General features: G+C 42.2%; 13 protein-coding genes. 5 read left to right on the forward strand and 8 right to left on the reverse strand.

Features of this window, described 5'->3' with window-relative positions; translation table 11 throughout:
• Positions 1 to 366: 366 nt before the first annotated feature.
• Together W7W_RS0100135 and W7W_RS0100140 are read right to left on the reverse strand one after the other, a co-directional pair.
• Complete coding sequence (locus W7W_RS0100135; RefSeq protein ID WP_238532122.1) at positions 367 to 906, reverse strand: helix-turn-helix domain-containing protein; 540 nt, start codon at positions 904 to 906, stop codon at positions 367 to 369.
• A gap of 131 nt (positions 907 to 1,037) precedes the next feature.
• A complete protein-coding gene (locus W7W_RS0100140; RefSeq protein ID WP_010661855.1) occupies positions 1,038 to 3,161 on the reverse strand; it encodes a M3 family metallopeptidase in 2,124 nt (707 codons plus the stop codon).
• A gap of 319 nt (positions 3,162 to 3,480) precedes the next feature.
• Between W7W_RS0100140 and W7W_RS0100145 the strand changes: the two genes are divergently transcribed.
• The gene (locus W7W_RS0100145; RefSeq protein WP_025007105.1) at positions 3,481 to 4,482 is read left to right on the forward strand and encodes a DUF6588 family protein; all 1,002 of its coding nucleotides are present in this window, start codon (positions 3,481 to 3,483) and stop codon (positions 4,480 to 4,482) included.
• Here W7W_RS0100145 and W7W_RS0100150 read toward each other — a convergent pair.
• Positions 4,469 to 4,984, reverse strand: a complete 516-nt coding sequence (locus tag W7W_RS0100150; RefSeq protein ID WP_010661857.1) for a nitroreductase family protein — start codon at positions 4,982 to 4,984, stop codon at positions 4,469 to 4,471. The genes W7W_RS0100145 and W7W_RS0100150 overlap by 14 nt on opposite strands.
• A 349-nt stretch (positions 4,985 to 5,333) precedes the next feature.
• On the opposite strand from W7W_RS0100150, the gene W7W_RS0100155 reads away from it, so the two are divergent.
• Together W7W_RS0100155 and W7W_RS0100160 are read left to right on the forward strand one after the other, a co-directional pair.
• Positions 5,334 to 6,095: a YdcF family protein gene (locus tag W7W_RS0100155; RefSeq protein ID WP_010661858.1), complete on the forward strand. Its 762-nt coding sequence runs from the start codon at positions 5,334 to 5,336 to the stop codon at positions 6,093 to 6,095.
• On the forward strand, positions 6,082 to 6,900 hold the full coding sequence (locus W7W_RS0100160; protein WP_010661859.1) for a GIN domain-containing protein: 819 nt from the start codon (positions 6,082 to 6,084) through the stop codon (positions 6,898 to 6,900). The genes W7W_RS0100155 and W7W_RS0100160 overlap by 14 nt, the downstream gene beginning before the upstream one ends.
• Positions 6,901 to 7,108: 208 nt before the next feature.
• On the opposite strand, the gene W7W_RS0100165 is transcribed toward W7W_RS0100160, so the two are convergent.
• Together W7W_RS0100165 and W7W_RS0100170 are read right to left on the reverse strand one after the other, a co-directional pair.
• Entirely contained in the window at positions 7,109 to 7,303 is a 195-nt protein-coding gene (locus W7W_RS0100165) for a hypothetical protein (RefSeq protein ID WP_010661860.1), read from the reverse strand.
• 96 nt (positions 7,304 to 7,399) lie between these two features.
• The gene (locus tag W7W_RS0100170) at positions 7,400 to 8,680 is read right to left on the reverse strand and encodes a DASH family cryptochrome (RefSeq protein ID WP_029510175.1); all 1,281 of its coding nucleotides are present in this window, start codon (positions 8,678 to 8,680) and stop codon (positions 7,400 to 7,402) included.
• Positions 8,681 to 8,814: 134 nt separating this feature from the next.
• Here W7W_RS0100170 and W7W_RS0100175 point away from each other — a divergent pair, with 134 nt between their 5' ends.
• Positions 8,815 to 10,221: a radical SAM protein gene (locus W7W_RS0100175; protein ID WP_010661862.1), complete on the forward strand. Its 1,407-nt coding sequence runs from the start codon at positions 8,815 to 8,817 to the stop codon at positions 10,219 to 10,221.
• On the opposite strand, the gene W7W_RS0100180 is transcribed toward W7W_RS0100175, so the two are convergent.
• From W7W_RS0100180 to W7W_RS0100195, 3 genes are all read right to left on the reverse strand, one after another.
• Entirely contained in the window at positions 10,218 to 10,781 is a 564-nt protein-coding gene (locus W7W_RS0100180; RefSeq protein WP_010661863.1) for a DJ-1 family glyoxalase III, read from the reverse strand. The genes W7W_RS0100175 and W7W_RS0100180 overlap by 4 nt on opposite strands.
• A gap of 604 nt (positions 10,782 to 11,385) precedes the next feature.
• Positions 11,386 to 13,845 carry an AMP-binding protein gene (locus W7W_RS0100190; RefSeq protein WP_234408894.1) on the reverse strand — a complete coding sequence of 820 codons (2,460 nt, stop codon included), beginning with the start codon at positions 13,843 to 13,845 and terminating at the stop codon, positions 11,386 to 11,388.
• A gap of 101 nt (positions 13,846 to 13,946) precedes the next feature.
• A complete protein-coding gene (locus W7W_RS0100195) occupies positions 13,947 to 15,155 on the reverse strand; it encodes a uracil-xanthine permease family protein (RefSeq protein WP_010661865.1) in 1,209 nt (402 codons plus the stop codon).
• Between the two features lie 156 nt (positions 15,156 to 15,311).
• On the opposite strand from W7W_RS0100195, the gene W7W_RS0100200 reads away from it, so the two are divergent.
• Positions 15,312 to 16,016, forward strand: a complete 705-nt coding sequence (locus W7W_RS0100200; RefSeq protein WP_010661866.1) for a head GIN domain-containing protein — start codon at positions 15,312 to 15,314, stop codon at positions 16,014 to 16,016.
• Positions 16,017 to 16,035: the final 19 nt, after the last annotated feature.

Consider the following 16,035-nt stretch of genomic DNA (forward strand, 5'->3'; position numbering starts at 1 on the left):
TGTTGCTATCAGGCTTTTAGTCTGTTTGTACCTAACCTGTTTTTTGTATTAAATAGTGCCTGTCCATAAACTAAGTAAAGTCTGCTTTTAGTCATGTGTCTGATCAGAAAGTGCCAATTGCAAGGCTTTCGAAGCCGCCAAAAGCGCAGTTTACTTGCGTAAATGAGTATTTTGGCGGCGGGTATAACGCAGCAAGTGGTACTTTATGGACAGGCACTAAATAGGGTGGGTTAGCGAATGCACTGCTAGTGATTTGGAGGTAAAAGGAAAAATATGATGCTCTAAAATGATTTCAGGAATAGTAACAAAGAGTAAAAAGGGGAATATTTCTTTAGAACAAGCGATTGATCGGCTTAAATTCCCCATTTACAGGTTGTCGATTCCCTTTCTGGTTGGTTTTCTGAGCTTTTTGAAGTCGCCGGGAGCCATGCCGGTGATTTTTCGGAACTGATTCGACATGTGTGCTGGACTGCTGTACCCCATAGCATAGGCTATTTCAGAGAAATTCATCTGGTTGTAGGCAATGAGTTCTTTCACCTTTTCAATTTTCTGGCGTATGATGAATTGTTCGATGGTAATTCCTTCCAGAGCTGAGAATAGGTGACTCAGGAACTTGTAATCGTGATGGACCTTGTCTGAAAACCACCGTGACCAATTAAATCCCTGATGTAGCTTGTCGTGGTGGATTTTCTGAATAACCATTGTTTTCACCTTATCCACCATTTGTTTATTTCGATCTTCAATTCTCTCAAAGCCAATGGACTCTAATTTTTCAGTGAGTGCGGAGATTGTTTCTTCTGAAAGATCTTCTTCAATCACAGCCACACCAAGTTCTAAAGAAACGGGTGTAAGTCCCATTTCGGTGAGTAGATCCCTTACTGCCATAATACAGCGTGGACAAACCATATTTTTGATGTGGATGGTAGTCATCTTATTTAATTATCAGTTATCAGTTATCAATTACCAGTTATCAATTATCAATGATCAATTATCAGTTATCAATTTTTGCTCATTGGTAATTGTTCATTGTTCATTGTTCATTGTTTTAGTCCGTTTCGTTCCAGTAATGGTTCGATTGATGGTTCATGACCTCTGAACGAAATATATAGTTCCATCGGATCTTTGGTCCCTCCTTTAGAGAGAATTGTTTCTCTGAATTTGTCAGCTGTGGCTTTATCAAATATACCATTTTGCAGGAACAAATCAAAGGCATCGGCATCCAGTACTTCAGCCCATTTGTATCCGTAATATCCTGCGGCATAACCACCATCGAAAATATGTCCGAAAGCGGTGCTCATACAACTGCCTTCCACTTCAGGGAACAATTCGGTGGGTTGCATGGCTTCTTTTTCGAATTGGGCTACTTCTTTCCCGACAGGCTCTTCAATTGTATGCCAGGCCATATCGTTCATTCCGAAACTTAACTGACGAACAGTTGCATAGCCACTCTGGAAATTACCGGCAGCAATGATTTTATCCACCAGATCTCCGGGAATTGGTTCTCCCGTTTCATAGTGTTTGGCCACATCCTGAAGCCACTCTTTTTGTTGTGCCCAGTTTTCCATAATCTGGGAGGGCAGTTCCACAAAATCACGGTAAACTGATGTTCCAGCCATGCTCTCGTAGGTGACATCACTCAACATTCCATGCAGTGCATGTCCAAACTCATGGAGAAATGTGGTCACCTCGTTGTAAGTTAACAACGATGGTTTCGTTGAAGTGGGGCGTGTAAAGTTCGTCACCACTGATATGTGCGGACGTACATCTTCTCCGTTTTCCTTATACTGTTCACGGTAAGAGGTCATCCATGCACCGCCCTGTTTCCCATCGCGGGGAAAAAAATCAAGGTAAAGCACAGAAAGGAATGTGCCATCTTCATCAAAGACTTCATAGGCCTGCACCTCTTCGTGATAAACAGGAATTTCCTTATTTTCTCTGTAGGTGAGTCCGTAGAGTTTATTTGTGAGGTCAAAAATACCTTGTTTGACTTTTTTCAGTTGGAAATATGGCTTGGTCATTTCATCACTCACATTAAACCTGGCAGTTTTGAGTTTTTCAGAGTAGTATGCAAAATCCCATCGCTGAAGTTGATCATCAAAACCTTCTTTTTTGGCAAATTCTTCAACTTCTTTTACCTCTTTCCGGGCAAAAGGAAGAGATGCCTCCAGTAATTCATTCAGGAAGTTTTCTACTTTGTCCGGATTTTTAGCCATTCTTTCGGTTAATACATAATCGGCATGATTCTTATGTCCAAGCAAAGCTGCCCTTTCCATTCTCAATGCTACCGTTTTTTTGATAATTTCGTTGTTGTCGTTCTCATTGCTTTTGTTTCCACGGGATGTGTAAGCTCTGAATATTTTCTCACGAAGTTCACGGTTGTCAGCATATTTCATGAATGGAAGATAACTGGGAATATGAAGTGTGAAGACCCAGCCTTCCTTATTCTCCTTTTTTGCCCTGTGCCCTGCAGCTTCAATGGCATCATCCGGAAGACCCGACAAATCTTTTTCATCAGTAATATGAAGCTGAAAACCATTGGTCTCGGCCAGAACATTTTCTCCAAACTGGAGGGAGAGTCGTGATAATTCCGAGGAAATTTCACGGTAACGTTCCTTGTCTTTTCCACTTAGCATGGCACCTCTGCGGGCAAATCCCTTAAAGGTGTTTTCCAGAAGTTTCTTTTGTTCTTCTGTCAGTGATGATGAAGAACTATGGGTGTCATACACTTTTTTTACACGCTCAAAAAGTTTTTCGTTGAGCCAGATGTCGTTGGAGAAATCAGAAAGCATCGGGGAAACTTCCCGGGCAATGCTTTGTATTTTGTCGTTGGTCTCGGCTGAATTGAGATTGAAGAAGATGCTGCTGATGCGTCCCAAAAGTTCAGCCGCTTTTTCCATCTTTTCAATGGTGTTTTCAAGGGTAGGTTCACCAGGGTTATTAATAATTTCCTGAATGTCAGCGCTGCCATCCTTTAATGCTTTTTCAAAAGCAGGCATGAAATGCTCTTCCGTCAACTGATCAAAAGGCGCTGTTTGATGTGGTGTATTAAATGATTGTAATAGTGGATTGTAATCCGTCATATCAGATTTATTTTTACATGCAATACTCATAAACGCAATACTGGTAAACACTGCGAAGATAATAATGTTTGATCTTTTCATGGTGCGTATTTTCTGTAATAATCCTTAATCGTGGGATATCATGTTATCAATCCGCAATTTTAATAATTAGGCGGTTTCTAATTTATGACGAAAATCTTGTTTGATTGGGGTTGGTCATTTTTTAAGCAGATTATCAATCTAAAAATAAATTTTGTAACAGTTTAAAAAACAATTTAGACGGGTTGTCGTTTTGATAAGTAAAGAAGGAAAGGCAGGTATTCGTGAAACCGAAGCCTGAAATTATCGTAGAAGCAACTCATAAAAGGGCCGACTAAAGGAAATGTTGGCAGATATGAAGTAATTTTGAAAATCTATGTTTATGAAAATGTTGAAGAGAACTTTTATGTTGGTGGTGGCCGGCTCTTTGAGCCTGTCATCTGTGGCGCAGGAACCTTTGCGTGATTTCTTTCAGGGGGGCGTTGATGACGCGCGTACTCTTTCCAAAGCATATTTAAAGCCTTATGGCGAAATGCTGGGTACTTCACTGAATGCCGGATGGTACAACACTGCCAAAGTGCATAAATTGGGTGGTTTTGATATCACATTTAGTGTGATGAACTCTGTAGCTCCCTCTTCTGCCCAATCATTTGATGTGAATGCGCTGGGATTACAAAATTTTTCAGCTGTTGGAAATAGTGTTGCACCTACTGTTGCAGGTGATATGGAAGAGTCATTAAGGCCAGAATTACAGCCAAATACCGAGGGAGGAGAATATGCAGCATTTAGAATGCCCAACGGTTCCGGAAACGACAAGTTGCCGTTACCCATGCTTCAGGCTGCTGTTGGACTGCCATTTAATACAGAGGTGATGGCTCGTGTGGTTCCCAAAATGAAATTTGGTGATGCCGGTGAAGTAAGTGTTCTCGGGTTTGGGGTGAAGCACAGTTTAAAAGACTACATTCCTTTTGTGAACCGGGTCCCCTTTCTGCAATTATCATTGCTGGCCGGTTATACCAGTTTTAATAGTGCTACCGAAATACCTGGTAATCCTCCAACTATAGAGGTTACTGATGGTATGTTGGATATTTCTTCCGGTGCTTTTACCTCTCGTCTCCTGGTAGGGGCTAATTTTCCCGTGATAGCTCTTTATACAGGTGTGGGGTATGGCTCTGCCAATAGTGATTTTTCTGTAAATGGTCAATATACAGTGGAATCGCTTCAGGATACTTTTACCGATCCCTTCACACTGGGATACAAAACTTCGGGGATTGATTTTAATGCAGGTCTCAGGATACGTCTCGGATTCCTGGCCTTGCATGCTGATTATACTGTTGCCGACTATTCGGTGTTGACAGCCGGTGTCGGTATTAATATCCGTTAAATCTGACCAGATCAGTTAGCGGTTTTCGCTTTTTTGGAGGTATCTCAGCCTCTTCGGGCCTTCCGATCGGCAGCAAGACTGTCGGTTCGATGTGTTCGGGGAGGCTGAGTGCTTTTGTCACTTTTGATGGCTCAAAGTTGCATACCCAACAGGTGCCAAGGCCTAGTTCTGCTGCCCTCAGCGTGACGTGATCAGTGGCAATGGCCACATCGATATCGGTATGGTCTTTCCCGTCGATTCCCCGCTTCCATGCTGCGTCATGATCTCCACAGATGACAATGACCTGGGGGGCTTTTCTGAACCATTCACGTGGATAGGCTTCATGAATCTCTTTAAGTTTTTCGGGATCATTGACCACAATAAAAACGAAAGGCTGCTTGTTGACCGCTGTTGGTGCAAGCCGCCCTGCTTCCAGTACTTCATTGAGCAGTTCTTCCGAAAGCAGTTCATTCCTGAAACTTCGAACGGAATGTCTTGTTTGCATTAGAGGCTTAAAATCCATGATCGATGTTTTTGTTTATACAAATATGCAAAAGTTTTGGCGGCAAAGTTGAGTTTTTGTAAGTTTTAATCGGGGGTACGTAAGTTAGTGCCCGTCCATAGACTAAGCAACATTTGTTTCTGGTCATGTGTTTGTCAAGAAAGTGCCAGTTGCAAAGCCTGCCCCGATTTTTTTTCGGGGGCTTGCGAAGCCGCCAAAAACGGAGTTTACTTGGGTAAATGAGTATTTTGGCGGCAAGCATAACGCAGTAAATGGTACTTTATGGACAAACACCAGTTAGACGGAATTTCACATTTCATACCCCTCTCACTCATTGTTTTTTGTATTTTTGATTAAAATTAGCGTGTTCATGTTCTTCATTCTTTCCAAAATACTTAACGTTCTTTTTTCGCCGTTCGTCTGGGTGTTACTTCTTTTGTTGGCCGGGCTTTTTTTTAAAAAAGAGAATCGGAGAGTTATTCACATTATGGCCTTTGGTATTTTATTGTTGTTTTCCAACGGAGCTGTTTTTCAGGGAGTAGTGCGGTTATGGGAATCAGAACCTGTTGCTCTATCGCATTTGTCAGGAAACAACAGGAATGTTGTGGTGTTGGGAGGAATGCTGAGTGAGAATCAGTATAATGGTTTGCCACGGTTTAATCAGAGTTCTGATCGTTTTTGGCAGGCTTTCTATCTGCTTAAGACCGGAATTGCTGATACGTTGCTTATTTCCGGGGGGTTAGGGACGCTCTTTGATGAACAAACGCCTGAAGCCGATATGTGGAAAGCATATCTGAAAAAGACAGGCATGCTTTCCGGAAATATTTTAACGGAATCCCAATCCAGGAATACCTACGAAAATGCCTTGAATTCAGCGAAATTATTTGAAGAGAAGCAGCTATCCAAAAGAATAATTCTGGTAACTTCGTCTTTCCATATGCCACGTGCCCGGGCTTGTTTTGAGAAGCAGGGGTTTCAGGTAGAGGCTTTCACGGCTGATCCTCTTGGAGGTACGCGACCGTTACAATGGAAAGATTATGTGATCCCATCGGCCGGAATAATGGAATTATGGGGGATTCTTTTCAGAGAGTGGGCGGGGGTTTTTATGTATAAAATGAATGGTTATATTTGAAGTTACCATGATAAAACAAGTTATTTCCAATATTGGACTTATCATCCTCCTGATTTTTTATTCTTCTTGTGATGAGTTGTTGACCATTGATGTAGTGGGCGATGGTAATATGAAAAACGAAGCAAGAAATCTTTCTCCCTTTAATGAGGTGCTCCTTCAAAGTTCCGATTTTGAGATGATTCTGCGCAGCGGAGAACGTCATAAAATACTTGTTGAAACCGATTCCAATTTGATTCCTTATGTAACAACAGAAGTTGTTGACAATCAGCTTTTGATTGGTACGCGCGATAATTTCTCCATTCAGGCCAGAGAGGGATTGTTGATAACGGTTTATTATCCTGGAGATTTGCTCACAGCAGAAGTCTCTGTAGGGGGAATTCTTAAAACGGATTCTTTGGTGCTGGATCGTTTTAGTGCTTCTGTTTTTGGGGTTTCTAAAATGCGCACGCTCGATACACTGAGGTGTAACAACTTTGAGTTGTTTTCCGATGGAAGTACAAACATTGAGATAACCGGAGTTTTTAATGAGTTAAATTTGCACCAGCAGGGAAGCGGGAATATTTTATTTTACGGATTGTGTGACTCCGGTGATTTATTGCTTGAAGGTTCCGGCAAAATAGACTTACGGGAACTGATGATGACAGATGCTGAAGTTGAATTGCTGGGTAGTGGTTTAATTCTTTGTAACGTTATCCGACGGCTAAATACCAGAATTGTGGGCAATGGCAGGATTTATTATTACGGACAGCCCGAATTTCTGGAAAAAGAAATTGAAGGCGACGGAATGGTTTTGCCCGGTGATTAAAGGGGCTTTTGATTGGCATGCTGTCCTGATATATTTGGGCATAAATCAGATTATATAGTGCCAGCAAGAAAACTATGGTTTTTCTGAGTGTTTGATTCGAAAAGTTCAAGGTCAAGACTTGGTCTTTTTGAAAATCAAGGCGTTTGCTTTGGTAAATAACTGTTTTCAGAAAGGGCGTAACGCAGAAATTGGACTTTTCGGGCAAGCACTATATACAACCACAAATAAAACCTTCTGCCAGTGAATCAAGGGCTTCCTTTTCTGCCTTTTTCTCTTCCTCTGTTCCTTTGCATTCTTCACATACGGGGAGGTTGGTACGTGTATTGAAAGATTTGTTTTGACTCTGTGACAAATCTTTTTTACAAACAAAACACTCCTGCATGATATTTTTTTGCCCACTCATTGAGATATTTTTTTATTTTGACGTTTGCAAATCACTGTTGCCTATCAACCGGACACCAATGTTTGCAAATATAAAAAGAATGTCATTAACTCCGGATTATTTCCATTTTTGAATGAAGGAGCCCCGTGGATCAAACTTTTTGGTTTGTGTTTCCAGATTAAATTTCCTGTTAACCCTGCTGTCCGTTCCCCTTCCACTTTGATAAGCCCAGTTTCCGTAATTGCTGTAAACATCATAATCGATGAGCATGGATTCGAACCAAGCGGCTCCCCACTGCCAGTTGACTCGCAGTTCCTTGGCCAGGTAGAAGCTAACCAACATTCGGCCCCGGTTGCTCATAAACCCGGTTTCATTGAGTTCATGCATCAGTGCATCGATAATGGGTTGACCTGTTTTTCCGGTTTTCCACATCTCAAAGGCTTCATAATCGTTGTACATCCTGTGAGGTGGTTTTCTCAGTCCGTTGGTGGAAAAGAATTTATTTCCGTAACGTAAAAAGAGAAATCTGAAATTATCCCGCCAGATAAGTTGTTCTGTCAGGGTATTGAAGCTTTCTGCGTTCTCAGAATGCCCTTTTTTTGCTTTTTGCAAATGTTGATAAAATATTCGGGGCGATAAAGAACCATTGGCCAGCCATGGCGCAAGAAAGCTGCTGAAGTTGGTTCCTTCAAACTGATTTCGTGTCTCTGAATAGTGGGCTGCTCCTCCCGAGTTGAAATATTCCTCCATTCTTTGAAGCGCATTGGTCTCTCCGCCATGAAAAAATGTGCCTTTTTTCGATATTAACCATTCATCCGGATTAAGCTTTGTTAAATCCGGAGGCAGGGATATCTTTGATAGTAATTGAAGCTCTTTTTTCGCGGGAGAATGCATGGGAGAGGGAGTAAAGGCCTGGCTGAGGACTTTGTTCTTAAATCTTGTGTAATAAAAAGGAGATTTTTCCACAGGGAAATCAATCTGGTCGGGCTGATAAAGCATACTTCCCCAATGTAATTCCAGGTGCATGTCACGGCTTACTCTTTGCTCAATCGTTGCCTCTTCGTCTGCGATTTCGCGCTGTGCAACAATTTTTGAACTTTTTGTGTGCGCTACAAGTTTTTTGAGAATTTTAGCTGTATCTCCTTTAAAGATATAAAGTGTACGATCAAATTTTTTCAGTGTTTTATCGAGATCAGCAAGTGATTCAGCAAGAAATTGCTTTCTAAATAATCCGGTTCTTGGAAAATTCAACTCCGGATGTGATGTTTCAAACCAGATGTTGTCCGCAATGAATATCGGAATTACAGGATTTCCTTCAGATAATGCCATAGTCAGGGCAGGGTTGTCGTGAATTCTCAGGTCATTTCTGAACCAATAGATTATGGGGGAGTTTGACATTTTTTGTTGTTTATAATGCATTGTGCTTTTTTAAACAAAAAAGTTGTGCAAGGGTTCACGAAAAACGAAACCCGTTAATAACGCTAAAGAAAAAAAGATCTATATTCGCAGGCTTTTTAAATTCTTATACGCTAATGGAAGGACTGTTGCGTTATCGCAACCGTATGGTTGAGCGGAATCGTTTGGAATATGGAATTTCTTACGATGATATCAACTGGATTAATTACCTGGATGCTGTGGAGCTTGAGATGGAGCGTGATGTTCTTCTTAATGACTTGAAAGATCAAATGATTTTTGGCTATAAAGGATCCAAAACTGATATTTCCCGACTTTCTCCCGGATGTAAATTATGTGCTGAAGGACAGTGGAGTTGTTTGTTTATTAACGGGAAGTGTAATTGTAAATGTTTTTATTGCCCGGCTCCTCAAAATGATTTGGGAGTCCCTGTTACTCAGACGCTGACTTTTGACGATCCATATCAATATGTTGATTATCTGCGACAGTTTGGATTTAAGGGTGTTAGTTTTAGTGGAGGGGAGCCTTTTCTGACTTATGATAAAATGCTTCGCTTTTTGAAGGTTCTAAGGAAGGAATTTGGAGATCAACTATACATATGGGGATATACCAATGGCACTCTGGTGGATGAGGGAAAACTGAAAGCACTTGCTGATGAGGGGATTAATGAGCTACGATTCGACATTGGAGCCACCCATTACGATTTGCGGTTTGTAAAACAAGCACTGGGCATCATTCCAAATGTTACAGTGGAGATTCCTGCAGTTCCTGATGAGGTTGACCTTATCACTAATAGTGTTAAAGAACTTTATGATCAGGGTTTATCTTATTTGAATTTACATCAGCTTAGGCTTACTCCATACAATATGGATAAGCTGATGTCGCGGGGATATAAAGTTGCTCATGGACCAAGGGCAACCTTACCGGAGAGTGAATTAGCTGCTTTGAAAGTTCTTAAAAAACTGAGAGAGGAATCGGGGGAGCTGCCCGTAAATTATTGTTCTTACGTTTATAAAAATCGTTTTCAAAAATCGGGGCTCAGACACAAACTTGCTCCCCAAACGGTTTTGGATTGGGAAGATATTACTGAAAACGGACACATTCGTAATTTATCGGTTGATTTAAAAAAATATCCCCGGGCGTTGGCTGTGCTTGAACAGGAATTTCATTCTGTAGATAAGGGCATCAAATTCGACAATGAATCAGGCCGATTTCACTTCAAGCTGGAGCATTTATCCCGAATTCCCGGATCCTTACCGGTTGAACTGGGGTATCGCGACGTAAGAATCTCTGAAATGCCCGGTGAAATTCCTGATTTCGAAGAGGTGAAGCTGCAGGAAACGCGAAAAATATTGATCGAAACGGCATTTGTAGTAAATGATATGGAGATTCCCCCCTCTTTACGCAATTTTTTGGAACGAATAGCTCATGCAACTGCCAGTCCGCAAGAGTGGTATGGTTCAGACCAACTTTTCCGGATTGCTCATTTTGAGATAATAGAGGAAGGACTGTCCGAATATTATTAATCACCACCAAGGTGGGGGACTACCATTTTATCCCTTAACTCAGAAGCTTTTTCCGGACCAAAGAGATTGGCAATTATTTCAATGGAAAATTCCATTGCGGCTCCTATTCCCCGACCGGTAATAATGTGACCGTCGGTGATGGCCGGTGCAGGGTAGTGGTGCGCCTTTTTCAGATGGTGCTCAAATCCCGGGAAGCAGGTGGCTTTTCGTCCTTCAAGCAATCCCATTTCTCCAAGAATCATAGGAGCTGCACAGATGGCAGCAATCCATTTTTTCTCTTCGTAATATTTTTTGATTAAATCAGTCAACCGTGCATGATGCTGAAGGTTACGGGCCCCCGGCATTCCGCCCGGCAGGATGATGATGTCCTTTGCTTCAATGGGTTTGCCTTCGAATACACGATCGCAAACGATGGTTAGGTCATGGGCGCCCGTTACGCTCTTGTCTTCCGTAATTGAAATCAATTCCACTTCTGCTCCGGCTCTGTGGAGTACATCAGCAGGAGTGAGAGCTTCGATTTCTTCAAATCCCGGTGCAATGAATATGGCTGCTTTTGTCATTTTCTTGAATTTTTGAAGTTCCAGACCACTCAAAAGTTAAGGATATTATAGCTTCCTGCCAAAGGAATTCTTTCCTTTTTGAAATACCTAATTAGTTTCTGATCATAAAGTACCACTTGCGTCGTTACGCTTGCCGCCAAAATACTCATTTACGATTAGTAAACTCCGTTTTTGGCGGCTTGCGCCACCCATCGGTCGCCAAAGGCTTGCCGACGGCACGGCGCTAAAGCTTTAGGCGGCACGCGGTCGCAAGCCTAGCAATTGGCACTTTCTGACCAGAAACAGAGCAAAAAACAAATTTTGCTTAGTTTATGGACAGAGTCTAATTATCGCAAAGGTTTTGTCCGAAAAAGAACTATTACTTTGAAAGAAGATTGTTTTTCGCTTCGTTCTTCGCGGTCGCAATGACTCTGTCTTAACGGGTTTAGCAGGGGTGGTAGGGGTTGATTTCCTTCAAAGTCCCGTTCATTGCAAACGTAGTGAAGCAATCTTAATTTTTTAACCGGACACCAGGAGCAATTTTATTTTCTATAAGTTCCATCCATCACCTTATCCACTACAGACTACTAACTACTGACTATTCACTATTCACTATTCCCCCCCCTCAGGATGATTTTAAATTGTACTGAATCTGCTCCTTAACTCTTATGGCCAGTGAATCGTAGGTGTCTTCACCGGGATATACCGGCTTCAGGAATTCAATATCTACTTTTTTGAATGGTTTTGGGAAGAAACTACCCTTTGGCAAAGCTTCATAAGCTCCCCGGATAGAAACCGGAACAACGGGAATGTTAAGTTCCCTGCTCAAAATGGCAAAGGTTTTTTTGAACTGCCCAAGCTGTCCGTTTTTGGTCCGTGTTCCTTCAGGGAAAATAATCAGATTCTTGTTCCGCTTCAGCACTTCAGCCATTTTTTGAATGGACGCTTTTAAATCGTTGTTGAGATCCATGATGATTATATTGTTCCTGTTTGCCAGGAACTTCAACCACGGAGTTCTTACATGCTTTTCTTTGGCATAGAAATAGGTCTTCTTTATCTGTCTTGTGCGAAGATATGATGCTACAAACAGTCCGTCGAAAAAACTCTGATGATTGGGCGCAATGATACAGGGTCCCTCCGGAATATTTTTCATTCCACGCGCGTTAAAGCGGAAATAGGAATGGAAGAAGAATCTTGACAAACGAACCATAATGCTTCCCGTGGCCCATGTTTTTGGGAGTTGTAGGGGGACCTTTTCACGAAGTATGGCTCTCCAGTTGATTTTTTGTTCATCCACTTTTGTTTTTACCTCTCTTACATGTTCTGCCAGCAAGAGCACATTGTTGAAACGCAACATTTCCACCGGGTCAATCTTAACACCGAATGTTTGATTGAGATAAGTTTCAAATCCGACTTTGTCAAGGGAGTCTAATCCCAGATCCATTTCCAAATGGTAGTGTGGTAAAACATCTCTGCCTTTTTCTTTTGATAGATAGTCGGTAATCATTTTGTACTCTTCAAAATCCGGTAATTCCCTGGGATCCTGATTCTTTTCTTCTTCGGATGCGAACGCTTCCAGCTTAAATCGCTGAAGCTTGGAAAGTCTTGTTCTGGGGAGATCCTGATCCGTGAGGTAAAACCGCATAATCTTTTTGTAGGAAGAGACCTGATGATTGAAATTATCAATCACCTTCCAGCGGATGATGTCTTCAATATTTTGTTCTTCTGTCTGTACAATTGCACTTTTTTCAGGAACAATAACTGCCTGCAGCATGTCGTCCTTGAAAAACACACCACATTCACGAACCAATGGAGAATCTTCCAGTTTGGTTTCCAGTTCGGCAGGATTGACATTTTTTCCGTTAGAAAGAACAATGATCTCCTTTTTCCGGCCTGTAATAAACAAATAACCTTCCTGGTCCACATATCCAATGTCTCCGGTATAGAGCCGTCCGTCCCTTAATACTTTGCCGGTCTCTTCCGGCCTGTTGTAATAGCCCTGCATAATTTGCCGGCCCTTGATCGTAATCTCGCCGTCAATGCTCTCAATGATTGTTCCCGGAAGTGCTTCGCCCGGAGAGCCTATGAGAACGCGTCCGGGACGGGTAAAGGTTATCATTGGGGCCGATTCGGTCATTCCGTATCCTTCCAGTACTTCAAATCCAAGTATCTGATAGTCGCGGGCAACCTCCGGATCGAGCGCGGCTCCTCCCGAGACGAGATATTTCAAGTGACCGCCCATTTTTTGGTGAGCTGCCTTGAAAATTGTTTTAGAAAAGGAAGGACTGTTTAACTTTCCTGCAATTGAAAACAGAAGTTTGGCAACCGCACTGGCGTTGATTTTATCCTTTATGCCTTTACGGATAGCTGCATATAATCTGGGCACTCCAATGAGAATGGTAATCTTATTGTCCTGAAGTGTTTTTATGATGTCTTCGGATGCCATGGAAGGACTAATAGAAACGCTCCCTCCGGCATAAAGTGGAATAATCATGGTTCCCATCAAAGGGAAAATATGATGCAACGGAAGCAGCATAAGAGTTCTGCTACCGGGAGTGAAAATCTTGATATCATGGGCTACGCCATTGATATTGGCCATCAGATTATCGAAGGATAACATAACCCCTTTGGGACTTCCGGTGGTTCCTGAAGTATAAATGATAACTGCCGTTTGGGTTTTATCGACAATTTCTACATCATTATCTGATGACTTATCAGGTTGAAGAGTGACTTCATCGGCAAGGATGATTTCATTTTCAATGTCGGCTTTAACAACAGCTTCCTTGATTACCGGCAGACTGCCTGTAGAAGTGAAAATGACTTCGGGGCGGCAATCGTTTAGAATAAAGGCAACTTCATCGGGGGTGGCCAGGTAGTCAATAGGTACCGCAATGCCTCCGTTTTCCCAGACAGAATAGAATGCATAAACCCATTCGGGCCTGTTTTCCATGAAAATAGCAACCCTGGCTCCCTTGCTGATGTTGTATTTATCTGCAAATTGTTCAATGTTCCCTATCAAACGGCCATAACTAATTTGATCACTTCCGAAAGTGATGGCCGTTTTTTCGCCCATATTCTTTAGCATATCTTAATTCAATAAATTAAGCCGCAAAAATAGATATTTTGCGGCTATTTGTACAAATGCCTTTATAATTAAACAATTATTGTGCCATTTGGTTCGGTTTGTTACTTCTTCATTTTTACGGGTTTGGACTTGTCGGGGAGGATAAGGTTCAATAAAACACCGGTTACTGCTGCCAGTCCGATTCCGGCTAATGAAAAATTGCCAAACTGAATGACTGCTCCACCAATACCTACGGTCAGAATCACTGAAATAATGACCTGATTACGCGTTTTATTGACATTTGTTTTAGAATCTATCAGAGTTTTTATACCCACACTGGCAATCATACCGAATAACAGCAGCATAATTCCACCAAGAACGGCACCCGGAATAGATTCCAGAAACCCGCTGACTTTTCCCAGTACTGAAAAAACAATGGCGGTGATGGCTGAAATTCTTAACACAACCGGATCAGTGACTTTTGTGAGGGAAATGGCACCGGTTACTTCAGAATAAGTAGTGTTGGGAATACTTCCCATACTTCCGGCCACTGCTGTGGCAATCCCATCTCCCAGCATCGTGCGTTGCAATCCAGGGTCTTTAACGTAGTTTTTTCCGGAAACGGCGCCGATGGCGTACATGTCTCCAATGTGTTCAATCAATGGGGCAATGGCTACAGGAATCATGTATATAATGGCTGACCAGCTGAAGCTGGGTGCCTGAAATGCTGGTAGTGAGATCCAGGCAGCTTCGGTGATTTTTGTGAAATCTACGTCTCCTGTAAATATGGAGGCCACATATCCGGCGACGATTCCCAGAAATATAGGAATTAGCTTTATCATGCCATTGGCGAAAACTACTACAACAATGGCAGTAAGCAGTGCTATGAGTGCCAACAGCCAGTTTTGAGAGGCCATATCTACTCCGGTGGAAGCAAGAGACAGACCAATGACAACGATTACAGGCCCTACCACTACTGAAGGGAACACTTTGTCAATCAGAGCTGGTCCCCGCCATTTTACAATGGCAGACATGATGCCGTAAACCAATCCAACGGCGATGATGCCCGAAAGTGTTCCCGGGAACCCAAACAATCTGGTAGCTTCTACTATCGGAGCCACAAACGCAAAACTACTGCCAAGGAATACAGGCACTTTTCCTTTGGTAATAAAATGGAAAATGAGGGTTCCGATCCCTGCGGTAAATAAAGCGATGGATGGGCTAATGCCGACTAACAGCGGAACCAGGACAGTGGCCCCGAAGGCTACAAACAAAAACTGGATGCCAAGAATGGTTTTTCTTGGAAAGGAAAGCGGGCGATTTGAATTCATTATATTTTTTTTGATGGTTTAAAATCGGTCACGAAAATATAAACTCTTGATGTAAACACTTCTATAAATTGTTAAAAACTTTTCTTAAAAGGTTGTAACTTATCTGCCAATTGAGGCGTCAGACTTTATATTTCTGTAACCATTAAAATAGCCGTTATGAAGAAAATATTTTTGATTTGGTCATTGCTTGCCATTGTTTTTGCAGGAGGATTTAATACCGTAGCAGGCCAGGAAAGAGAAGAGCGCCGGGTCTCTGGTGCTTTTGATGAAGTGAGTGTCTCCTCCGGGGTGGACTTGTTTCTGAAACAGGGTGACGATTATGAAATTATTGTGGAAGGAGATGAGGATGCTATTGATAATCTTGTTACCGAACTGAAGGGTAACCGTCTCAATGTTTATCTAAAGACGAATTTCTTTAGCTGGTTTTGGAACGGGGAGGTAAATGTTTATGTAACAATGCCCGAAGTAACAAAATTGTCCTCCTCAGGAGGAGCTGATTTAAAATCAGTAGGGGAGTTGAGTGCTGATCGTATTGAGATTAATTGTTCAGGTGGTGCTGATGCCGAAGTGAGTGTCAGGGCAGTTTCTGTGATTTTACATTCAAGTGGTGGAGCCGACCTTAGCATTGAAGGCCAGACTGAAGTACTCCATGCAGAGTCCAGTGGTGGTGCTGATATTAATGCCAAAGAATTGCAAGCGAAAAAAGTTTTTGCCTCCGCTTCAGGAGGTGCCGATATTGAGGTATATGTGACTGACGAGATTGAAGCTTCTGCCAGCGGTGGTGCTGATGTGGATTATTATGGCTCCGGAAAAGAAGTGAAGATAAGCGAATCGGGTGGAGGAGATGTGAGAAAACATTGAACCGGTTCAGACCCGTTTG

It is taken from the genome of Marinilabilia salmonicolor JCM 21150 (assembly GCF_000259075.1).
GTDB lineage: Bacteria > Bacteroidota > Bacteroidia > Bacteroidales > Marinilabiliaceae > Marinilabilia > Marinilabilia salmonicolor.